A 21349-nucleotide genomic window follows, 5' to 3' on the forward strand; every position below is an offset into this window, starting at 1 on the left:
CACGTCGGCCTCGACCGCATCGCCGCCGTATTCGGTCTCGAAGGACTCGGCCTGCAGTCCCTGCTCGCCCAGGTAACGCACCATCACCGGGATACTGCCGTGGGTGACGATCACCCGCTGCGCCCCGGTGCCGGCGATCGCGCTCATGAGGCCGGGCCAGTCGGCATGGTCCGAGAGCACGAAGCCGCGGTCGTAGCCGCCGCGCCGGCGCGCGCCGCGCAGCTGCATCCAGCCGCTGGCAAAGGCGGTGCTGGCCTCGCCGAAGCGCCGCACCCAGGGGCTGGCCACGGCGCTGGGCGGGCAGATCACCAGCGCCCGGCGCAGGTCGGCCTTGTCGCTCACCTCGCTCACCATGCGGGTGGGCGGCAGCGGGACGCCGGCGGCGCGGTAGGCCCGATTGAGCGGCTCCACCGCGCCGTGCACCACGATCGAGCCGATGGATGGGTCGACGCCGCTCAGGATGCGCTGGGCCTTGCCGAAGCTGTAGCAGGCCAGCACGCTGGCCTTGGCCGCGGCCGCATTGCGCTGCCACCAGCCGTTGATGCCGGCGAAGATCTCGGGATCGGGGCACCAGCGGTAGATCGGCAGGCCGAAGGTCGATTCGGTGATGAAGACGTCGCAGGGCACGGGCTCGAAGGCGTCGCAGGTCGGGTCCGGCGCCACCTTGTAGTCGCCGCTGGCCACCCACACGGCACCGCCATGCTCCAGCCGCACCTGGGCCGAACCCAGAACATGCCCGGCCGGGTGCAGCGACAGCGTCACGCCGTGGTGAGTGATCTGCCGACCGTAGTCCAGGGTTTGCAGGCTGATGCCCTGACCCAGGCGCGAGCGCAACACACCTTCAGCCTGGCTGGCCGCAAGGTATTGGCCGTGGCCAGAGCGGGCATGGTCGGCGTGCGCATGCGTGATGACGGCCCGGTCCACCGGCCGCCAGGGGTCGATGTAGAAATCACCGGGCGGGCAGTAGAGGCCTTCGGGTCGTTGAACAATCAGGTCCTGCATGGAAGGGGCTGCACATGCAGCGAAAGGTCAGTAACGCTGTCCCGCCACAAAAATGGCCAGGCGCATCAGCGCATGGGCGATGTGATCGAGAATACGCTGGCCCCATGGGCGCTGGCTGTAGGCCACGGGATCAAGCAGGCGTCCGTGTCCGGCTATCGCGGCGCACAGGCTGTCACGCAGTTCACCGGCAAAAGCCTTGTCCTCGACCACGACATTGGCCTCGCGCGCCAGCAGCAGGCTCAGCGGGTCGAGGTTGGACGAGCCCACCGTGGCCCAGTGCCCGTCAATCACCGCCACCTTGGCATGCAGAAAACTCGCCTCGTACTCGTGAATCTCCACGCCTGCGGCCAACAAGGCGCCATACACCGGTCGCGCCGCGTGGTACTGCATGAAGTATTCGTAGCGGCCCTGCAGCAGCAAGGTCACCTGCACGCCGCGTTTGGCGGCCCTGATCAGCGCGCGCCGCAGTTTGCCGCCCGGTACAAAGTAGGCGTTGGCAATCAATATCTCATGGTGCGCCCGGCCAATCGCCTGGCGGTACACCTTTTCAATGCTGCTGCGGTTGCGCAGGTTGTCGCGCAGCACCAGCGCAGCCTTGCCGCCCGGCACGCTGGCGCCGCCCGGCCGAGCAGTTGGCGCCCGCGCCGACAGGCCGGTCGCCTCGGTGCGGCGGCCATAACCGGCGGCCTTGAACTTTTCCCAGGCGGCGGCCAGATGGTTTTGGCGCGCGCTGTAGCCGGCCTGCACGCGCCACCACAACAGCGCCATGGCCTCGGCCGCTTCGACGGCCATGGGCCCGGTGACCGCTACCGCAAAGTCAAACCGGGCGGCCTGCAGGTCGCCGTGATTCGGGTCGTAAAAATCATCCAGCACATTGATGCCGCCACAAAACACGGTGTGCTGGTCCACCACACACAGCTTGCGGTGCAGGCGGCGCCAGCGGTCCGGTGCCAGCAGGCCCAGCCCACCCAGACCAGACGCCAGTGGTGAATACACCAACCACTGCACACCAGCCTCTTTCATTTTTTGCTGCCAGGCCGGCGGCAGGGGGTCAGAGCCAACGCCGTCCACCAGCACCTCGACACGCACACCGCGGCGCGCGGCGCGCAGCAGTGCCTCGGCCACACCCTCGCCCGCCCGGTGCACATCAAAAATATAAGTCTCAAACTGCACCCAGGCGCTGGCGCCGTCGATCGCTCGAATCAGAGCGGGGAAGTACTGCTGCCCACCTTCCAGCAACTTCAGGGCTTCCGATCGGTGCAAGGGGTTCATGGAGGGGACTCAAGCCATGAATTGAGGCAACAGCAAAATAGCCTCGGCATTGGATGCCGAAAAGCACTGGTCGGCGGCTTCCAGCCAGGGCAGCCACTGATACGACGTGTGTTCAAGCGGGCTCAGCGTGACGGTGGTGCCACGCGGCACACACAGGCTGAAGACATGTTCGGTATTGCGCGCGACGCCCGGCGCATAACGGTGGCGCCATTGCGGATAGATGTCGTAGATGTTGGAAACCGCCCAGTCGCGCAGATCGACCGCATCAGCGGCGATGCCGGTCTCCTCCAGCACCTCACGCGCTGCGGTCTGCACCAGGGGCTCGTCCGGGCTGTCGCGTGAGCCGGTCACGCTTTGCCAGAAGCCCGGGTGGTCCGCGCGTTCGATCAGCAGCACCTCCCGCGCCGGGGTATGGATGATCACCAGCACCGACTCGGGAATCTTCAATGGCTTCACATCCTGATCCTTGGGTATCGGCCAGGCGGCAAGCCTGCCTTGCCGCCGGTATTTACAAGCCCAATCAGCCGCCGACCCATTCAGATCATGCGCAAGCAGCTATCAATAAAGTAGCATAACTGGGCCGCTCAGGAAGCGGTGACAGCCTCAGGCCGGCTGCGGATTGCGCAGGCGAATGTGCAACTCTTTCAGCTGCTTCTCATCAACCGGGCTGGGGGCGTGAGTCAGCAGACACTGCGCGCGCTGGGTCTTGGGGAAGGCAATCACATCGCGAATCGACTCGGCGCCGGTCATCATGGTGACGATGCGGTCCAGGCCAAAGGCCAGACCACCGTGCGGCGGCGCGCCGTACTGCAGCGCTTCGAGCAGGAAGCCGAATTTCTCCTGCGCCTCTTCGGGCCCGATCTTCAGCGCCGTGAACACCTTGTTCTGCACGTCGGCGCGGTGGATACGGACCGAACCGCCGCCGAGTTCCCAGCCGTTGAGCACCATGTCGTAGGCCTTGGAGATGCACTTGCCAGGATCGGTGTCCATCCAGTCTTCATGGCCATCCTTGGGGGCTGTGAACGGATGGTGCACTGCACTCCAGCGCTGGCCGCCTTCGTCGTATTCGAACATCGGGAAGTCCACCACCCACAGCGGCTTCCAGCCGGCAGTGAACAGGCCCAGCTTTTTACCCAGGGGGCTGAGGCCAACTTTCAGGCGCAGCGCGCCAATGCTGTCGTTGACCACTTTTGCCTTGTCAGCGCCAAAGAAAATCAGGTCGCCATTGGCTGCGCCACAGCGCTTGAGTATTTCCGTCAAAGCCGCGTCGTGGATATTCTTCACGATGGGGCTTTGCAAGCCCTCGCGGCCCTTGCTGACGTCGTTGACCTTGATCCAGGCGAGGCCTTTGGCACCATAAATTTTGACGAACTCGGTGTAGCCGTCGATCTCACCGCGGCTCATCTCGGAGCCGCCAGGCACGCGCAGCGCCACCACGCGGCCGCCCAGCGCTGTGGCCGGTGCGCTGAAAACCTTGAAATCGACGTCGACCATGACATCGGTCAACTCGGTGAACTCCATACTGACGCGCAAGTCGGGCTTGTCAGAGCCAAAACGATGCATGGCGTCGGCGTAGGTCATGACCGGGAACTCCCCCAGATCGGTGGCCAGCACAGTTTTGAAAATGTTGCTGATCATGCCCTGGAACATGTCGCGGATGTCCTGCTCGCCCATGAAGGAGGTCTCGATATCGATCTGCGTGAACTCGGGCTGGCGGTCGGCACGCAGGTCTTCGTCGCGAAAACACTTGGTGATCTGGTAATAGCGGTCAAAGCCGGCCACCATCAAGAGCTGCTTGAACAGCTGCGGGCTTTGCGGCAGTGCGAAGAACTGGCCTTCGTTGACGCGGCTGGGCACCAGGTAGTCACGCGCGCCTTCGGGCGTGCTTTTGGTCAGCATCGGGGTTTCAATGTCGATGAAGCCGTTGGCATCGAGAAACTTGCGGGTTTCCATCGCCACGCGGTAACGCAGCATCAGGTTGTTCTGCATGTAAGGGCGGCGCAGGTCCAGCACGCGGTGCGTCAGGCGGGTGGTCTCGGACAGGTTGTCGTCGTCGAGCTGGAACGGCGGCGTCACGCTGGGGTTGAGCACGATCAGTTCGTGGCACAAGACCTCGATCTTGCCGCTTTTCAGCGCCTCGTTGACGGTACCTTCGGGGCGCGCCCGCACCAGGCCCTTGATCTGCACGCAAAATTCGTTGCGCACGCCTTCGGCCGTGGCAAACATGTCGGCACGGTCCGGATCACAGACCACCTGCACATAACCTTCGCGGTCGCGCAGGTCGATAAAAATCACGCCACCGTGATCGCGCCGGCGGTTGACCCAGCCGCACAGGCTGACGGTTTGGCCCAGCAGGGCTTCGGTCACCAGACCGCAATAGTGGGAACGCATTTGGGAAGTCATAGATAAGTCGCTTGTTTCGCTGGAACGTGTGAAGTGAGGGCTTGCGCGCCTCGGAAAACAGTCACTTGGGTTTGTAATTGGCGGCACTGCCAGGCACTACCACACCCATGGAAATCACATAGGTCAGGGCCTCATCCACACTCATTTTGAGTTCGATGCAGTCCGCGCTGGGCAGCATGACGAAATACCCGCCCGTAGGGTTGGGGGTGGTCGGAACATAAACACTGAGGTACTCACCCTTCAGGTGGTTGATCACATCGCCGCCCGGCATGCCGGTCTGAAATCCGATGGTCCAGACGCCTTCGCGCGGCCACTGCACCAGCAAGGCCTTGCGAAAGGCATTGCCGTTCTCCGAAAACAGGGTGTCGGACACCTGTTTGACGCTTGAATAAATCGACCGGACGATGGGGATGCGGCTGAGCAGGGCATCCCACCAGCGCACCAGTTTTTTCCCGAAAAAATTGGAGGCCACGGCCCCAATCGACAGCACGATCGCCAGCGCGAGCAGAACACCAAAACCCGGAATGTGGACACCAAGCAATTTGTCAGGATGCCAGTCGCCAGGAAGAATTTGCAGAGTCTGGTCCAGCGTGCTGATGATCCAGTTCAGCAGCCAGACGGTCACCGCCAAAGGCACCAGCACCAGCAGGCCAGCCAGCAGCCATCGGCGTATCGCGGCCATCAGCTCGCCTTGGGCGTAGAACTGCTGCTCGCCGGCGCAGACGCTGGCGCAGGAGCAGGAGCCGCCGTTGTCGCGGCTGGCTCGGCCGATTTGGCCGGTTTGGCGTCCACTGCGCTTGCGGCAGACGCGTCCGGGCCACCCGCCGGCGCAGCGGCAGCGGCACCGCCGCGGAAATCAGTCACGTACCAGCCCGAACCCTTGAGCTGAAAACCAGCGGCAGTCAGCTGCTTTTTGAAAGCGGGCGCGCCGCACTGGGGGCAGTCGGTCAGCGGTGCATCAGACATTTTTTGCAAAACGTCCTTGTTGTACCCGCAGGACTCGCATTTATAGGCGTAAATTGGCATGGTTTCAGAGGTTTTGGCGGAGCTGTTACGGCCCAGACAGGCACGCAGGATGCAAAACCTTCAATTATAGGCTCAGGCCCTCTCAGCCCCGCAGGGCAAGCCGTGTTGGCCCGTCAGCCTTCGGTGGACAGCTTGTGGTGGCTGCCGCGTATGTTCTCGATGGTCTGAGGAGTCAGTGAGCCGATCAGCATGCCCAGTGTGGCTGCCAGCACGCCCGCCAGTTGCGCAGGAAACTGCTCCCCCAACGTGCTGAAAGTAAACAGCAACCAGGTGCCGATGCCGCATACCACCGAAAAAACAGCACCCTGCGTGCTGGCTTTTTTCCAGTACAGGCCGAAAACCAGCGGTACAAAAGCACCCACCAGAGGCACCTGGTAAGCGCCAGACACCATCTCGTAAATCGAAGTGCCCTGCATGAAGATGGCGTAGGCCAGCACCAAAGCGCTGAACACGAGCACGCTGGTGCGCATCAGCTTGAGCTCATGCTTGTCGCTCATGCGCGGCTTGAACTGGCGCCATATGTTTTCGACAAACGTCACGCTGGGTGCCAGCAAGGTGGCCGATGCGGTCGATTTGATGGCCGACAGCAATGCACCAAAAAACAGCACCTGCATGATGAAGGGCATTTTTTCAAGCACCAGTGTAGGCAGGATTTTTTGCGGGTCTTCCTTGAGCAAGATAGCCGTCTGCTCCGGCATGATGATCAGCGCGCTGGCCACCAGAAACATGGGCACAAAGGCAAACAGGATGTAGCAGACACCGCCTATCACCGGGCCTTTCCTTGCGGCGCCAACGCTGTTGGCCGACATCACCCGCTGGAAAACGTCCTGTTGCGGAATGGAGCCGAACATCATGGTGATGGCTGCAGCAAAGAAAAACACCATGTCCCGCAAGTTGGGCTCTGGCCAGAACTTGAAGAGGTCCTGGCTGGTGGCCAGCGCGATGACCTTGTCGGCGCCGCCGGCCAGGTTGCCGGCAAACACGGCCAGCACCGCCAGGCCAACCACCAACACGATCATCTGTATGAAATCCGTGATGGCCACCGACCACATGCCGCCAAAGAGTGTGTAGGCCAGCACCGAGGCGGTACCAATCAACATGCCCGTCGTCGTGCTGATGGCCCCGCCCGACAGGATGTTGAATACCAGCCCCAATGCCGTCACCTGCGCCGCCACCCAGCCCAGGTAGCTGATCATGATGATGATGGAGCACACCACCTCGATGGTTCGGCCATAACGCTCTCGGTAGTAGTCGCTGATCGTCAGCAGCGACATTTTGTAGAGCTTGCCTGCAAAAAACAGGCCCACCAGGATCAGGCAGGTGCCCGCACCAAAAGGGTCTTCCACCACGCCATTGAGGCCACTCTGGACAAATTTGGCCGGGATACCGAGCACGGTCTCCGAGCCAAACCAGGTGGCAAAGGTGGTGGTGACAATCATGATCAGCGGCAAATTGCGACCGGCGATCGCGTAGTCGGCGGTGTTTTTCACTCGTCTGGCTGCGTACAGCCCGATGATGATGGTGATCAGCAGGTAAACAAAAACCAGGGTCAACAACACGGCAAGCTCTCCTCAGGAATGCGTGATTATCACCAAATTCCGGCTTTTTAAAACAGCCGTATCCGCAGCACCAGCTGCATGGCCAGCAGGCCCAAAGCAAAACCCAGGCCACCATAAATAATGCCCTGCAGAAGCTTGTTGGTGCGCTTTTGCTCCTGCAGCAGTTCGTGCAGCTCCCGGTGCTGGCCACCGGCCTGGTTTTTCAGATATTGCTGCAGCAGGCGCGGCAGGCCGGGCAGCAGTTTGGCGTAGGTCGGCGCCTCGGCTTTGAGCTGCTGCAGTAGTTTTTCAGGACCGACCTGCTCCAGCATCCAGGTTTCGAGAAACGGCTTGGCCGTGCTCCACAAGTCCAGGTCCGGATCGAGCTCGCGGCCCAGGCCCTCGATGTTGAGCAGGGTTTTTTGCAGCAATACGAGTTGCGGCTGGATTTCCACATGAAAACGGCGCGAGGTCTGGAACAGGCGCATCAGCACCATGCCCAGCGAGATTTCCCTGAGTGGACGGTCGAAATAGGGTTCGCAGCAGGCGCGTATGGCCGACTCCAGCTCATCCACGCGGGTCTGCGGCGGCACCCAGCCGGACTCTATGTGCAGTTCGGCCACCCGTTTGTAGTCGCGCTGGAAAAACGCGCTGAAGTTCTGCGCCAGGTATTCCTTGTCCACCTCGGTCAGTGTGCCGACGATGCCGAAGTCCAGCGAGATGTAACGCCCGAAGGTGGCCGGATCCAGGCTGACCTGGATGTTCCCTGGGTGCATGTCGGCGTGGAAAAACCCGTCGCGAAACACCTGGGTGAAGAAAATGGTCACGCCATCGCGTGCCAGCTTTTTCATATCCACACCGGCGTCGCGCAGGCGCTGCACCTGGCTGATGGGCACGCCCGTCATGCGCTGCATCACCATCACGTCGGGCATGCAGAAATCCCAGACCATCTCGGGGATCAGCACCAGGTTCAGGTTTTGCATGTTGCGGCGCAACTGGGCCGCGTTGGCCGCTTCGCGCAGCAGGTCCAGTTCATCGTGCAGGTATTTGTCAAATTCGCCCACGACTTCGCGCGGCTTCAGGCGTTTGCCATCGGCTGACAGGCCTTCGACCCACCCCGCCATCATGTGCATCAGCGCCAGGTCTTTTTCGATGGCCGGCAGCATGTTGGGGCGCAGCACCTTGACGGCCACTTCGCGGCCACCGGGCAAAGTGGCAAAGTGCACCTGCGCGATGGATGCGCTGGCCACCGGCACACGCTCGAAGGTCTCGAAAATCTGCCCCAGCGGCCGGCCAAAGGCTTTTTCAATGATGGCGATGGCGATGTCAGGATCGAACGGCGGCACCCGGTCTTGCAGGTGCGCGAGTTCGTTGGCAATGTCCAGCGGCAACAAGTCTCGCCGCGTGGACATCACCTGGCCAAACTTGACGAAAATGGGGCCCAGGCTTTCCAGGGCTTCCCGCAGGCGCTGGCCACGCGGCGCCTTCAGGTTGCGTCCGACCGACACGATACGCGTCAGCACGCGGATCCATGGCTTGCTGAAACTCGACAGGACCAGTTCGTCCAGCCCGAACCGCAGCACTGTCCAGACGATGAACACTCCGCGAAAAAGCCGCATCATGGGAAAGCCCTGGGAGGCTCTGACATCGCTGTAGTCGCAGCACCCGGCGACTGGGCCAGAAACTGCCGCAAACCGGTCAGCGCCTGGCGCGCTGCGCTGGCCAGTGTGTGCGCCGGGGCGTCCCCCATCATGCGCGAAAGGTCTTCCTCAACGTCCCATCGCAAATTGTCGGCCAGCCAGCCGATTTCGGCCGCGAGCTGCACGTCGCCCTCAATCTTCACCGGTGGCGCCTTGCCAGCCAGCACCGACTGCAGCACCACACCGGGTGATTCGGTAGCCACAGCCAGCAACAGGTCGGGAGTGGCACCCGGCGCCGCACGATCCAGCAGGCCAGCCGGTGTGACCAGCAGATCCAGCGCAAAGACGCCCCAGCGGACGTGGATGACACTGCCCTTTTTACGCAGCAGGCGGCTCTGTGCTTCTTTTTCCTGCATCAGGACGTGGTTCAGAAAAAGAACCAGCTTCTGCTGGCCTTCATCAACAAACCAGGCGGGTGGCTGAAAGCGGCTGGCGAAGGATTGCAGAAAAGAAAAAGGGGACGTGTTATTCATACGTCCCCGATTTTGCAGCATAAACATGGCCCCCACGGTCGCTGACTTCGTGTAGCTCCCTGCCCCCGAGGGGGCCGCTGCGCCTGCGGCCCCTGCTTGAAAAGGCAGGGGCCTCTGGTTCGCGCTTATTGAAGAGCTTGGACGCCTGCCACCAACCAACCGCCACCGCTGCGCGGCTTGGTCATGTTCCAGACTTCGCGGAACGGGCTGGCGCCGGCCGAGGCGTCTTCGCGGATCATGCCGGAGAACTCGACGCTGGCCATGTACACATCGCTGAGCTCTTCAATGCCCAGCAGCTTGGCGTCCAGCATCACGACATCGGTCTTGTTGGCCACGCCACCGGTGTGCGACTCGCGATCCGCCAGCTGGGCCTTGATCTGCTCAAGCATGTCATCGGTCATCATGGCGCGCAGGCTGTTGACGTCAGAATGGTCCCAGGCATCCTGCAAGGTCACAAAATTGGCCTTGCAGGCCTTGAGGAAACCTTCGGCATCAAAACCGTCTGGCACGCCCCAGGCTTGCGAGCCGGTCAACGCAGAGCCAATCATGGAACCTCCGGTCGCTGCGGCGCCCACCTTGCCGGCCTCAAAAGCCATGCTGTTTCGCTCCCAGGGCCGGGCCGAGGCGTCGTTGCCGACGTTTTCAGGGCTGTAGTTGCGCGGCGTGCTGGCGTTGCCCGCCCCCTGCATCGCATAGGGAGTTTGCTGTGCGGCGCCGCCCTTGAGCCGGCGCATGATGAAACCCACCACGACCATCACCACCAGGGCCAGCAAGGCAAACATGATGATTTGACCGAAAGCACCGCCCAGACCCAGCGAAGAAGCCAGCCAGGCCAGGCCCAGGCCGGCAGCCAGACCGCCCAGCATGGCGCCCCACGGACGCTTGGGCGCCTGTGCGGCAGGGGCTGCGGGCGCTTGCGCCGGCGGCGTTGCCTGACGCTGCGTCACATTGGACGACTGGCGGCCGACAGAGCCCCCACCGCCCATGCGTTTGGCTTCTGCGGGCGAATAGGCCAACAGCATGGTGGCGGCCAGCACAGCCGCGAGAATTGCAGACCAGAATTTCATAACGTCTCCTCTAATGGGTTTCTCAACACTTGATTCCAACATGTAATGCCACGACGCCGCCGGTCAGGTTGTGATAGTCCACATGACCGAAACCACCTTTGTGCATCAGGGCCTTTAGCTCGTTCTGGTCCGGATGCATGCGAATCGACTCTGCCAGGTAGCGGTAACTGGCGTCGTCATTGGCCACCAGCTTGCCCAGCTTGGGCAGGACATTGAAGGAATACCAGTCGTAGATTTTTGTCAGTGGCTTGGCAATTTTTGAAAATTCCAGCACCAGCAGCTTGCCGCCGGGTTTGAGCACACGACTCATTTCCTGAAGCGCCTGGTCTTTGTGCGTCATGTTGCGCAGCCCAAAAGCCACTGTCACCAGGTCAAAACTGGCGTCCGCAAACGGCAGGTGCTCGGCATCACAAACGGTGGTCGGCAGGACTTTGCCGGCGTCGAGCATGCGGTTGCGGCCTTCGCGCAGCATGGCTTCGTTGATGTCGGTATGTACCACGCAGCCCGTGGGACCCACTTTGGGCGCAAAGGCCAGGGCCAGGTCCCCGGTACCTCCGGCAATGTCGAGAACCATCTGACCTTGCCTGACATCGGCGACCATCACCGCATAAGCCTTCCAGGCGCGGTGCAAGCCCATGGACATGAGGTCATTCATCACATCGTACTTGGGCGCCACGGAATCGAACACGCTGCGCACGCGGCTGGCCTTCTCAGCCTCGTCAACCGATTCAAATCCGAAGTGGGTACTGCTCATGATCCTATGCTAGGGGCGAAAGCCCGCAATTCAAGCGACAACCCTGCCTGCGTCGGGGCATTGGCCGGGATTTAGGTCGAAAAAACAACACTCGCCAATGCGCGTCGCACGCAGCCAGCTATGAAATCAATAGCGCCTGCAATAGCACTTCGGGTTGGCGGTACGGGCCGCGCGGCAAAAGCGGCTTCAATGGCTGGCGCAGCCATGGCCGCCCGCCACCACCATGGGCGCGTCGCGCTGCATGCCAGCGGCTTGCAGGCGCTGCAGATAGTCGGCCCACAAACGCGCCTGCTCCGACCCCAGAAAGTACAGGTAGTCCCAGGAAAAAATGCCGCTTTCGTGGCCATCCGAAAAAACCGGCTTGACCGCGTAGTTGCCAATCGGCTCCAGCTCAATCACCCCGACCTCGCGCTTGCCGGTCTGCAGCACTTCCTGCCCCGGGCCGTGGCCCTGGACTTCGGCCGATGGCGAATACACCCGCATCAGCTCGAACGGGATCTTGAACCCGGCACCATCTGAAAACGAAATTTCAAGGACACGCGACTGGGCGTGCACCGTCAATGCCGTCGGGGTGGGAGTTTCGGGTTGCAGGCCTGCCATGGTGAATATTTTCTTTTCAGCGAATCAGACCAGCACGCGCTCGATGCCGCCATTGTTGGCCGCATCCACATACGTCGGCAACCACTCTTTGCCCAGAATCTGGTTGGCCATTTCGACCACGATGTAGTCGGCTTCCAGCAAGCCGGTTTTCAGGTCGTCCTCATAACGGCTTAAACCCATCAGGCAACTGGGGCAGGACGTCAGGATCTTGATGTTTTGTTTGGGTGTTGCCGCGCCGGTCTCACGCAAGCTGGCCTCGCCTTTGCGGATTTCTTCTTCCTTGCGAAAACGGATCTGTGTGGACACGTCGGGGCGCGAGGTGGCCAGGCCACCGCTCTCCCCACAGCAGCGTTTGCTTTCCAGCACCTGGTCGCCCACCAGCGCCTTGACGGTTTTCATGGGCGCCTGGAGCTTCATCGGGCTGTGGCAGGGATCGTGGTACAGATAACCGCCGCCCGCAGCAGCGCCCAGGGTGATGTTTTTTTCCAGCAGGTACTCGTGGATGTCGATGATGCGGCAACCGGGAAATATCTTGTCAAACTCATAGCCCTGCAACTGGTCGTAACAGGTACCGCAGCTGACCACCACGGTCTTGATGTCCATGTAGTTCAGGGTGTTGGCCATGCGGTGAAATAACACGCGGTTGTCGGTGATGATTTTCTCGGCCTTGTCAAACTGACCGCTGCCGCGCTGCGGGTAACCACAGCACAGGTAACCCGGCGGCAGCACAGTCTGCACGCCCGCATGCCATAGCATGGCCTGCGTCGCCAGGCCCACCTGGCTGAACAGCCGCTCGGAACCGCAACCCGGGAAGTAGAAAACCGCCTCGGTCTCTGCGGTGGTGGTTTTCGGGTTGCGAATGATCGGGACGTAGTCCTTGTCTTCAATGTCCAGCAAGGCGCGCGCCGTCTTCTTGGGCAGGTTGCCGGGCATTTTCTTGTTGATGAAGTGGATGACCTGCTCTTTGATGGGCGCGGTGCCGACTGTGGCGGGCGGCGCCTGCGTCTGTTTGCGCGTCAACACCTTCAGCAGGTCATTGGCCAGGCGCTGGGCCTTGAAACTGATGCCCGTCAGCGCATGCGCTACCTGAATCGCCTGCGGATTGGCCGTACCAATAAACCAGGACTGAAAGGCAGCGGCCGGCCGGAAGCTCTTTTTGCCCATCTTGCGCAGCAGGTTGCGCATGTTCATGGAGACATCGCCGAAGTCGATATCCACCGGACATGGGCTCAGGCACTTGTGGCAGACGGTGCAATGGTCGGCCACGTCCTCAAACTCTTCCCAGTGCTTGATGCTGATGCCGCGGCGGGTCTGCTCTTCATACAGAAACGCCTCCACCAGCAGCGAAGTCGCCAGAATCTTGTTGCGCGGGCTGTACAGCAGGTTGGCGCGCGGCACATGGGTGGCACACACTGGTTTGCACTTGCCGCAGCGCAGGCAGTCTTTCACGCTGTCGGCAATCGCGCCTATGTCGGACTGCTGCATGATCAGCGACTCATGGCCCATCAGGCCGAAGCTGGGCGTGTAGGCGTTGGTCAAATCAGCGAACAAGCTTTCGTCCGCGCTGTTTTTAGAGGTCTTTTTGGCCTCCAGCCCTTGGCTGGCATGCGCAGGCAGCTCCTGATTTCGTAGCAATTTGCCCTTGTTGAAACGCCCCTCAGGATCGACCCGGGTCTTGTAGTCGGCAAAAGGCTGCAGTTCGGCGTCGGTCAAAAACTCCAGCTTGGTGATGCCAATGCCGTGCTCGCCAGAGATCACGCCGCCCAAGGAGCGCGCCAGCACCATGATGCGGGCGACCGCCTGGTGCGCGGTTTGCAGCATGTCGTAATCGTCGCTGTTGACCGGCAGGTTGGTGTGCACATTGCCGTCGCCCGCGTGCATGTGCAGCGCCGCCCAGACGCGGCCCTTGAGCACCTGCTTGTGGATGGTATTGCAATGCTCCAGGATGGGCACAAAGGCCCCGCCCGAGAAAATTGCCTGCAAGGGGCCGCGCAACTGGGCTTTCCAGCTGGCCCGCAGTGAGTGGTCCTGCAACTGCACAAACAGGCTGTCCACATCGCGCAGCCAGCCGGCCCACAGGGCGCGAACCTCTCGGATCAGCGCCACCGCCTGGCTGACACGGTCTTCCAGCAGTTCAGCCGAAGGTATCTCGCCCGCGTCGTCGGACTTGCCCAGAGGCAGATTTCCCTTGAGGAAAAAGGTCTCCAACGCGTCGCACAAGCTGATCTTGTTGGCCAGGCTGAGCTCGATGTTGATGCGCTCAATGCCGTCGGTGTACTCGGCCATGCGCGGCAGGGGAATCACCACATCTTCATTGATCTTGAAGGCGTTGGTATGCCGCGATATCGCCGCCGTGCGTTTGCGGTCCAGCCAGAATTTCTTGCGCGCATCGGGGCTGATGGCCACAAAACCCTCGCCCTGGCGCGAATTGGCAATACGCACCACCTCAGAGGTGGCTCTGGCCACCACATCGGCATCGTCACCGGCAATGTCGCCAAACAGCACCATCTTCGGCAAACCACCGTGTTTTTTGGACTTGGTCGCGTAGCCAACCGCTTTCAGGTAACGGTCATCCAGGTGCTCCAGGCCTGCCAGGATGGCGCCGCCGCGCTTTTGCTCGGCGAACATGAAGTCCTTGATCTCGACGATGCTGGGCACCGCATCCCGGGCATTGCCAAAAAACTCCAGGCAGACGGTGCGGGTGTGCGCCGGCATGCGGTGCACAATCCAGCGCGCGCTGGTGATCAGGCCGTCGCAGCCCTCTTTCTGGATGCCGGGCAGGCCGCTGAGGAATTTGTCGGTCACGTCCTTGCCCAGACCCTCCTTGCGGAAAGTGTTGCCGGCAATGTCCAGCCGCTCGGTGCGCAGGTGCGTCTTGCCATCGGCTTCAAAATATTTCAGCTCGAAGCTGGCCATCGCGGCGTCATGGATCTTGCCGAGGTTGTGGTCCAGGCGCGTGACTTCCAGCCACTGCGCCTCAGGCGTGACCATGCGCCAGGACGCCAGGTTGTCCAGGGCCGTGCCCCAGAGCACGGCCTTTTTGCCACCGGCGTTCATGGCGATATTGCCGCCTATGCACGATGCTTCGGCAGAGGTCGGATCGACCGCAAATACAAAGCCGCCGCGCTCGGCAGCATCGGCCACCCGCTGCGTGACCACGCCCGCTTCGGTCCACACGGTAGCCACAGGCTGGTCCAGGCCAGGCAGCGTGACCATCTCGACTTCGGTCATGGCCTCCAGCTTTTCGGTGTTGATGACCGCCGACTTCCAGCTCAGCGGTATCGCGCCGCCGGTGTAGCCGGTGCCGCCGCCGCGCGGGATGATGGTCAATCCCAGTTCAATACAGGCTTTGACCAGTCCGGCCATCTCCACTTCGGTGTCGGGCGTAAGTACCACAAACGGGTATTCGACACGCCAATCGGTCGCATCGGTCACATGCGAGACACGGGACAAGCCGTCAAACTTGATGTTGTCCTTGAGCGTGAACTTGCCCAGCTTGCGCGCCGCCAGGCGCCGCAGGTCGTACATGTTCTCAAATGAAGTTGCAAAACTGCTGACAGCGGCGCGGGCGGATTTCAGCAGTTCGCCAACTATGGCGTCGCGCTGCGCATCGGCCTCTGGCGTACGACGTTTTTCTACCTCCCCCAACCGGTGCTGCAGGGCATCGACCAGCATCTTGCGGCGCTTCGGGTTGTCCAGCAGGTCGTCCTGCAGATAGGGGTTGCGCTGCACCACCCAGATGTCTCCGAGCACCTCGTACAACATGCGGGCCGAGCGGCCGGTGCGGCGCTCGTCGCGCAGCAGGTTCAGCAGGTCCCAGGCACGTGCGCCCAGCAGCCGGATGACCACCTCCCGGTCGGAAAACGAGGTGTAGTTATACGGAATCTCGCGAATGCGGGCTTCGTCGGCTTTGGCCCCGCCGGCGAAAGCGTTGAGTTCTTGAAGGGGAGTAGGAGCGTTCATCGTGGGAAATCGCCTGCTGCAGACCTGCATACGGCGCTGAGGCCCTTATGTTACCGCAGTGCAACACGTGTCCCGGCAGTCACAGTACACCTCGTGGAAACCCGCTTGCGAAGACGTGACCAGATGGCTTAAATCGAACTGTCACAAATCATTTTTAGACTTGACGGTCACGGTTTGACGATTTCGTCCCTCCGTCCGTTTTCCTTCGTTTTATTCAGGAGTTGTAATGAAAAAGAGCTTGACTGCTATCACCCTGGCGGCCTGTGCACTTGTAGTGCCCCTTTCCAGCCACGCGCAGACCGAAATCCAGTGGTGGCACTCGATGGGCGGCGCCCTCGGCGAGTGGGTCAATGACCTGGCCAAGGACTTCAACGCCACCCAGAAAGACTACAAGGTGGTTCCCACATTCAAGGGCAGCTACGATGAGTCCATGACCGCTGCCATCGCCGCTTTTCGCTCCGGCAATGCGCCGCATATCCTTCAGGTGTTTGAGGTGGGTACCGCCACCATGATGGCATCGAAAAGCGCCATCGTGCCAGTCGGCGAAGTGATGAAGAAAGCTGGCGTGACCTTCGACTCGAACGACTATGTGCCGGCAGTTGCCGGTTATTACACGGCACCCAACGGGCAAATGCTGAGCTTTCCGTTCAACAGCTCGACCACCGTGTTTCACTACAACAAGGATGCGCTGAAAGCGGCGGGCGTGGACAACGTGCCGACCACCTGGCCGGAAGTCGCCCTGGCAGCGGCCAAGCTCAAAGCCAATGGTCACAAATGCCCGTTCACCACCAGCTGGGTCAGCTGGACACAGCTGGAAAGTTTTTCGGCCTGGCACAACGTCGAGTTTGCGAGCAAGGGCAACGGCATGAAAGGCCTGGACACACGCCTGACCTTCAACACACCGCTGCATGTGCGCCACATTGAAAACCTGGCCAACATGTCCAAGCAGGGACTGTTTGTATACAAAGGCCGCGGCAACGCCGCTGATGCAACCTTTGTGTCGGGCGAATGCGCCATGACCACGGGATCGTCGGCCCTGTACGGCAATATCAAGCGCAACGCGAAGTTCGCCTCCGGCATTGGCGCCCTGCCCTATTACCCGGACGTCCCCGGCGCGCCCCAAAACACCGTGATTGGTGGTGCCAGCCTGTGGGTCATGTCGGGCAAAAAGGCCGACGAGTACAAAGGGGTAGCCCAGTTCTTTGCGCACCTGTCCAAGGCCGACGAAGCGGCCAAAAGCCATCAGCGCACCGGCTACCTGCCCCTGACCAAGGCATCGTATGAGCTGACCGAGAAGTCCAACTTCTACAAGCAGAACCCTGGCACCGATGTGTCTGTAACCCAGATGATCCGCAAAACCACCGACAAGTCGCGCGGTATTCGTCTGGGTAACTTTGTACAGATTCGCGCCATCAACGACGAAGAACTGGAACAGGTCTGGGCTGGCAAGAAGTCAGCCAAAGACGCGCTGGACACCGCCGTCAAACGCGGCAATGAGCAGTTGGAGCGTTTCCAGAAAGCCAACAAAGGCTGAACGGCCTTTCTATCGAGTCAAATAGCGCTCAAGCCCAATTGGAATGGGCTTGAGCAGCTATTTAATTCATAGCGACTTTATTTTTCTTCCGCTTGTGTCGTTGAATCAAAAGTAGAAATACATTGGAAAAAAGAGTCCTGTTCAAATCGCCCTGGCTGCCGTGGGTGCTGGTAGCGCCGCAGATGCTGATCGTGCTGGTCTTCTTCTTCTGGCCCGCCAGCCAGGCCGTGTACCAAAGCGTGCTGACCGAGGATGCGTTCGGCACTTCCAGCGAGTTTGTCGGCCTGCTGAACTTTGAACGGCTGTGGAACGACAGCACCTACCTGGAGTCGTTCAAAACCACTGCGCTTTTTTCAGTGCTGGTGGCCGGTTGCGGGCTGGCGATTGCGTTGTCGCTGGCGGTCATGGCCAACGGCGTGATTCGTGCTGCAGCGACTTACAAGACCCTGCTGATCTGGCCTTACGCGGTCGCGCCTGTCGTTGCGGGTGTGCTGTGGGTGTTCATGTTTTCCTCGCCGATGGGTGTGATTTCGTTTGCACTGCAGTCCGTTGGCGTGGAGTGGAACCACTTGCTCAACGCCAACCACGCGATGACACTGATCGTGGTGGCGGCGGTCTGGAAGCAGATTTCGTACAACTTCCTGTTTTTTCTGGCGGGTTTGCAGTCGATTCCCAAATCGCTGCTGGAAGCCGCCGCGATTGATGGCGCGTCGCCCACCCGGCGCTTCTGGACCATTGTTTTCCCGCTGCTGTCGCCGACCACCTTTTTCCTGCTGGTGATCAACGTGATTTATGCGTTTTTCGACACCTTCGGCATTGTGGACGCCGCCACCCAGGGCGGGCCCGGCAAGGACACCGCCATTCTGGTTTACAAGGTGTACTTTGATGGCTTCAAGGCCATGGACATCGGTGGCTCGGCGGCCCAGTCGGTGGTGCTGATGGTGATTGTGATTGCGCTGACGGTTTTGCAGTTTCGTTTTATCGAGAAAAAAGTGAACTACTGATGGTCACCGCATGATAGAACGCCGCCCCATCGCCAATTTTTTCTCGCACGCCGTGCTGATTCTCGGCGTGGCCATCGTCGCCTTTCCGCTGTACCTGGCGTTTATCGCCTCAACGCAGTCTCAAGAACAAATTGCAGCATCGAATCCGCTGTCATTGATTCCCGGCACCAACTTTCTCGAAACCTACCGCATTGCGCTGTTCGGGGGAGAAAACAGTCGGGGCGGCACCTTTCCGCCCGCTCTGCCGATGATGTGGGTCAGCCTTGTCTCCGCAGTCATCATTGCAGTTGGAAAAATCGCGATTTCCCTGTTGTCGGCATTTGCGATTGTCTACTTTCGCTTTCCCGCCAAGGGCATCGTGTTCTGGATGATTTTTGTCACGCTCATGCTGCCGGTCGAGGTGCGCATTGGCCCGACTTATGCCGTGGTGTCTGACCTGGGCATGCTCAACAGCTACGCGGGCCTGACCATCCCGCTGATTGCTTCCGCCACCGCCACATTCCTGTTTCGCCAGTTCTTTTTGACCGTGCCGGACGAACTGGTCGAGGCGGCCCGAATGGACGGCGCCAGCCCGATGCGGTTTTTTTGGGACATTCTGCTGCCGCTGTCGAAAACCTCGATTGCTGCGCTGTTTGTTATCCAGTTCATTTACGGCTGGAACCAGTATCTGTGGCCCTTGCTGGTCACGACCAACGAAAACATGTACCCGGTGGTGCTGGGCATCAAGCGCTTGATTGCGGGTGAGGCCTACACCGAGTGGAATGTGGTCATGGCCACCGCCATTTTGGCGATGCTGCCGCCTGCGCTGGTGGTGATACTGATGCAAAAGTGGTTTGTCAAAGGCCTTGTGGACACTGAAAAATAAAGTAATGGCTTCAATCAACCTCAACAACGTCACCAAGAGCTACGGCCATGGTGCCAAAGCCCTGCAAGTCATTCATGGCGTCACCGCCGCCATTGCAGACCATGAATTCATCGTCATCGTCGGGCCGTCGGGCTGCGGCAAATCGACGCTGCTGCGCATGGTGGCGGGCCTCGAAGAAATCAGCGGTGGCGAGATCAGCATTGGCGCGCGGGTCGTCAACCAGCTGGAGCCGGCCGAGCGCGACATCGCCATGGTGTTTCAGAATTACGCGCTATACCCGCACATGAGCGTGTTTGACAACATGGCCTACGGCCTGAAGATCAAAAAAGTGCCGGTGGAAGAAATCAGGCAGCGCGTAGACAAAGCCGCCGGAATTCTGGAGTTGGGCAAATACCTGGAGCGCAAACCGCGTGAACTGTCGGGCGGCCAGCGTCAGCGCGTGGCCATGGGCCGCGCCATCGTGCGCCAGCCGCAGGTGTTTTTGTTCGACGAGCCGCTGTCCAACCTGGATGCCAAGCTGCGCGTGCAAACCCGGCTGGAGATCCAGAAGCTGCACCGCGAACTTGGCATCACGTCCCTGTTTGTCACCCATGACCAGGTTGAAGCCATGACGCTGGCGCAACGCATGATGGTCATGAACGCCGGGCGCATGGAACAGTTTGGCACGCCGGCAGAGGTGTACAACCGGCCCGCAACAACATTTGTGGCGAGCTTCATGGGCTCACCGCCCATGAACTTGATTCGGCAGGGGCCCAACGCCGACTTCGGCGGCACGCCGGGCGCCATCATGGGGATTCGCCCGGAACACCTGCAGATCGCCGCATCGGGCTGGCAGGTACAGGTTGAAACCGTGGAAATGCTGGGTGCCGAACGGCTGGTGTATTGCAGGCTGGGTGACGAACCCCTGATCGTGCGCACCGACGAAAGTGACGCCTGCCCCGCCCTGGGCGCCACCATCCACGTCACGCCACGGCCTGAGCGCATGCACTGGTTTGACGCAAGCAGCGGCATGCGGCTGTAGGCCTGCGTTGCCCCCGCGCACCGCACCGACTGAAACCATGACACTCGCCCAATGGCCCTATCCGCGCTGGATTGCGCACCGGGGGGCTGGCAAGCTGGCCCCTGAGAACACACTGGCGGCTTTTCGCCTGGGCGCGACGCACGGCTACCGCATGTTCGAGTGCGACGTGAAACTAAGTGCCGATGGTGTGCCTTTTCTGCTCCACGACGCAACGCTGGAACGCACCACCAGTGGTCAAGGCATCGGGGGTGACCTGCCCTGGCAAACGCTGTCGCAGCTCGACGCAGGCAGCTGGCATTCACGCAGCTGCGCCGGGGAGCCACTCGCCAGCCTGGGCAACGTCGCCCGCTTTTGCCAGCGCAATGGTTACCACCTGAACATCGAGATCAAACCCACGCCAGGCGCAGAGGCGGTGACCGGCACCGCCGTTGCCAACGCCGCCGCGCGCCTTTGGGAACACGCCGCGGTGCCCCCGCTGTTGACCTCTTTTCGGCCTGAATCGCTGCAAGCGGCCCAGGCGGCACAACCACAATTGCCACGGGGTTTGCTGCTCGACAGTCTTTGGACGGGCTGGCTGGAGACGGCGCTGACCCTCGATTGCGTGGCCGTGGTGTGCAACCACGCCCTGTGGGACAGCTCCAGCGTGTTACAGGCCCAAAGTGCCGGCTTTCGTTGTCTGGCTTACACCGCCAATGACGAATGGGCGGCAGAGCGGCTGTGGGATCTGGGCGTGGACGGCATCATCACCGACCGGGTTGATATGTTTTCGCCCGACGCCTGAGACCGCTTTCATCTGGCTCAGCGCCGCCAGCCACGCAATACAAACCACTGACAGGTCGCCGCGCCCAGTGCCATCAGCGCATAACTGGCCATCTTGCCGTCGCGGCCAAAAACCACCAGTCCAACCAGCAACAGCAACAAGCCCGCTACAAAAATAATAGCTGTTTGCGCAAGCACGGAAAGGGCTAGCGGCTTTTTTGATCCAAAGAATCGGGGAGCTGCCCGGCTCGCCAGCACCAGCAGCAAGGCCACAAAAGCGGCTGGTGCCATGAAATTGAGCCACTGGTTGGCCAGATTGAGTGCTGTCATGCGGCGTGTGATTGAAGGAAAAAAGGCTCTGCCCTGAC

The 21349-nt window shown here is 60.9% G+C and carries 19 protein-coding genes; 5 read left to right on the forward strand and 14 right to left on the reverse strand.

The window, feature by feature from the left end; all coding sequences use genetic code 11:
- From Q8L50_RS12065 to Q8L50_RS12125, 13 genes are all read right to left on the reverse strand, one after another.
- Positions 1-1002: ligase-associated DNA damage response exonuclease (locus Q8L50_RS12065; protein ID WP_305348875.1), on the reverse strand; the 1002-nt coding region annotated here is incomplete at its 3' end.
- Positions 1003-1029: 27 nt separating this feature from the next.
- Complete coding sequence (clsB, locus tag Q8L50_RS12070) at positions 1030-2274, reverse strand: cardiolipin synthase ClsB (RefSeq protein ID WP_305348876.1); 1245 nt, start codon at positions 2272-2274, stop codon at positions 1030-1032.
- A 9-nt stretch (positions 2275-2283) separates the two neighbouring features.
- Positions 2284-2730, reverse strand: coding sequence for a dihydroneopterin triphosphate diphosphatase (gene nudB, locus Q8L50_RS12075; RefSeq protein ID WP_305348877.1), 447 nt, complete (start codon positions 2728-2730; stop codon positions 2284-2286).
- A 147-nt stretch (positions 2731-2877) separates the two neighbouring features.
- The gene (gene aspS, locus Q8L50_RS12080) at positions 2878-4665 is read right to left on the reverse strand and encodes an aspartate--tRNA ligase (protein WP_305348878.1); all 1788 of its coding nucleotides are present in this window, start codon (positions 4663-4665) and stop codon (positions 2878-2880) included.
- 73 nt (positions 4666-4738) lie between these two features.
- Positions 4739-5359, reverse strand: a complete 621-nt coding sequence (locus Q8L50_RS12085; protein WP_305348879.1) for a DUF502 domain-containing protein — start codon at positions 5357-5359, stop codon at positions 4739-4741.
- The gene (locus tag Q8L50_RS12090) at positions 5359-5703 is read right to left on the reverse strand and encodes an FmdB family zinc ribbon protein (RefSeq protein WP_305348880.1); all 345 of its coding nucleotides are present in this window, start codon (positions 5701-5703) and stop codon (positions 5359-5361) included. Before Q8L50_RS12090 ends, Q8L50_RS12085 begins: the two co-directional genes overlap by 1 nt.
- A gap of 113 nt (positions 5704-5816) precedes the next feature.
- Positions 5817-7262, reverse strand: a complete 1446-nt coding sequence (locus Q8L50_RS12095; RefSeq protein ID WP_305348881.1) for a sodium:solute symporter family protein — start codon at positions 7260-7262, stop codon at positions 5817-5819.
- Between the two features lie 47 nt (positions 7263-7309).
- Complete coding sequence (gene ubiB, locus Q8L50_RS12100) at positions 7310-8863, reverse strand: ubiquinone biosynthesis regulatory protein kinase UbiB (RefSeq protein WP_305348882.1); 1554 nt, start codon at positions 8861-8863, stop codon at positions 7310-7312.
- Positions 8860-9414: a hypothetical protein gene (locus Q8L50_RS12105; RefSeq protein WP_305348883.1), complete on the reverse strand. Its 555-nt coding sequence runs from the start codon at positions 9412-9414 to the stop codon at positions 8860-8862. Before Q8L50_RS12105 ends, ubiB begins: the two co-directional genes overlap by 4 nt.
- A 125-nt stretch (positions 9415-9539) precedes the next feature.
- Positions 9540-10481 (reverse strand): Tim44 domain-containing protein, encoded by a 942-nt coding sequence (locus Q8L50_RS12110; protein ID WP_305348884.1) that lies wholly within the window; start codon positions 10479-10481, stop codon positions 9540-9542.
- 22 nt (positions 10482-10503) lie between these two features.
- On the reverse strand, positions 10504-11235 hold the full coding sequence (ubiE, locus tag Q8L50_RS12115) for a bifunctional demethylmenaquinone methyltransferase/2-methoxy-6-polyprenyl-1,4-benzoquinol methylase UbiE (protein ID WP_305348885.1): 732 nt from the start codon (positions 11233-11235) through the stop codon (positions 10504-10506).
- Between the two features lie 186 nt (positions 11236-11421).
- A complete protein-coding gene (locus tag Q8L50_RS12120; RefSeq protein WP_305348886.1) occupies positions 11422-11835 on the reverse strand; it encodes a DUF971 domain-containing protein in 414 nt (137 codons plus the stop codon).
- Between the two features lie 24 nt (positions 11836-11859).
- The gene (locus Q8L50_RS12125) at positions 11860-15798 is read right to left on the reverse strand and encodes a DUF3683 domain-containing protein (protein ID WP_305348887.1); all 3939 of its coding nucleotides are present in this window, start codon (positions 15796-15798) and stop codon (positions 11860-11862) included.
- 226 nt (positions 15799-16024) lie between these two features.
- On the opposite strand from Q8L50_RS12125, the gene ugpB reads away from it, so the two are divergent.
- The 5 genes from ugpB to ugpQ all read left to right on the forward strand — a co-directional run bounded on the left by ugpB (position 16025) and on the right by ugpQ (position 21003).
- Entirely contained in the window at positions 16025-17332 is a 1308-nt protein-coding gene (gene ugpB, locus Q8L50_RS12130) for a sn-glycerol-3-phosphate ABC transporter substrate-binding protein UgpB (RefSeq protein WP_305348888.1), read from the forward strand.
- Between the two features lie 122 nt (positions 17333-17454).
- Positions 17455-18336, forward strand: coding sequence for a sn-glycerol-3-phosphate ABC transporter permease UgpA (gene ugpA / locus Q8L50_RS12135; protein WP_305348889.1), 882 nt, complete (start codon positions 17455-17457; stop codon positions 18334-18336).
- A 10-nt stretch (positions 18337-18346) separates the two neighbouring features.
- Positions 18347-19201: a sn-glycerol-3-phosphate ABC transporter permease UgpE gene (gene ugpE / locus Q8L50_RS12140; RefSeq protein ID WP_305348890.1), complete on the forward strand. Its 855-nt coding sequence runs from the start codon at positions 18347-18349 to the stop codon at positions 19199-19201.
- A 4-nt stretch (positions 19202-19205) separates the two neighbouring features.
- Positions 19206-20222 carry a sn-glycerol-3-phosphate import ATP-binding protein UgpC gene (locus Q8L50_RS12145; RefSeq protein ID WP_305348891.1) on the forward strand — a complete coding sequence of 339 codons (1017 nt, stop codon included), beginning with the start codon at positions 19206-19208 and terminating at the stop codon, positions 20220-20222.
- A 37-nt stretch (positions 20223-20259) separates the two neighbouring features.
- Positions 20260-21003 carry a glycerophosphodiester phosphodiesterase gene (ugpQ, locus tag Q8L50_RS12150; protein WP_305348892.1) on the forward strand — a complete coding sequence of 248 codons (744 nt, stop codon included), beginning with the start codon at positions 20260-20262 and terminating at the stop codon, positions 21001-21003.
- A 17-nt stretch (positions 21004-21020) separates the two neighbouring features.
- Here the strand turns inward: ugpQ and Q8L50_RS12155 are convergent, their stop codons facing one another.
- Complete coding sequence (locus Q8L50_RS12155; RefSeq protein WP_305348893.1) at positions 21021-21311, reverse strand: hypothetical protein; 291 nt, start codon at positions 21309-21311, stop codon at positions 21021-21023.
- Between the last annotated feature and the right edge of the window lie 38 nt (positions 21312-21349).

The organism is Polaromonas sp. (assembly GCF_030680935.1).
Lineage (GTDB): Bacteria > Pseudomonadota > Gammaproteobacteria > Burkholderiales > Burkholderiaceae_C > Polaromonas.

Bases quoted from the DNA above. Each gene is read 5' to 3' on its own strand.
- clsB (WP_305348876.1), bottom strand. From the start codon at position 2,274: ATGAACCCCTTGCACCGATCGGAAGCCCTGAAGTTGCTGGAAGGTGGG.
- aspS (WP_305348878.1), bottom strand. From the start codon at position 4,665: ATGCGTTCCCACTATTGCGGTCTGGTGACCGAAGCCCTGCTGGGCCAA.
- Q8L50_RS12085 (WP_305348879.1), bottom strand. From the start codon at position 5,359: ATGGCCGCGATACGCCGATGGCTGCTGGCTGGCCTGCTGGTGCTGGTG.
- Q8L50_RS12090 (WP_305348880.1), bottom strand. From the start codon at position 5,703: ATGCCAATTTACGCCTATAAATGCGAGTCCTGCGGGTACAACAAGGAC.
- ubiB (WP_305348882.1), bottom strand. From the start codon at position 8,863: ATGATGCGGCTTTTTCGCGGAGTGTTCATCGTCTGGACAGTGCTGCGG.
- Q8L50_RS12105 (WP_305348883.1), bottom strand. From the start codon at position 9,414: ATGAATAACACGTCCCCTTTTTCTTTTCTGCAATCCTTCGCCAGCCGC.
- Q8L50_RS12110 (WP_305348884.1), bottom strand. From the start codon at position 10,481: ATGAAATTCTGGTCTGCAATTCTCGCGGCTGTGCTGGCCGCCACCATG.
- ubiE (WP_305348885.1), bottom strand. From the start codon at position 11,235: ATGAGCAGTACCCACTTCGGATTTGAATCGGTTGACGAGGCTGAGAAG.
- Q8L50_RS12120 (WP_305348886.1), bottom strand. From the start codon at position 11,835: ATGGCAGGCCTGCAACCCGAAACTCCCACCCCGACGGCATTGACGGTG.
- Q8L50_RS12125 (WP_305348887.1), bottom strand. From the start codon at position 15,798: ATGAACGCTCCTACTCCCCTTCAAGAACTCAACGCTTTCGCCGGCGGG.
- ugpB (WP_305348888.1), top strand. From the start codon at position 16,025: ATGAAAAAGAGCTTGACTGCTATCACCCTGGCGGCCTGTGCACTTGTA.
- ugpE (WP_305348890.1), top strand. From the start codon at position 18,347: ATGATAGAACGCCGCCCCATCGCCAATTTTTTCTCGCACGCCGTGCTG.
- Q8L50_RS12145 (WP_305348891.1), top strand. From the start codon at position 19,206: ATGGCTTCAATCAACCTCAACAACGTCACCAAGAGCTACGGCCATGGT.
- ugpQ (WP_305348892.1), top strand. From the start codon at position 20,260: ATGACACTCGCCCAATGGCCCTATCCGCGCTGGATTGCGCACCGGGGG.
- Q8L50_RS12155 (WP_305348893.1), bottom strand. From the start codon at position 21,311: ATGACAGCACTCAATCTGGCCAACCAGTGGCTCAATTTCATGGCACCA.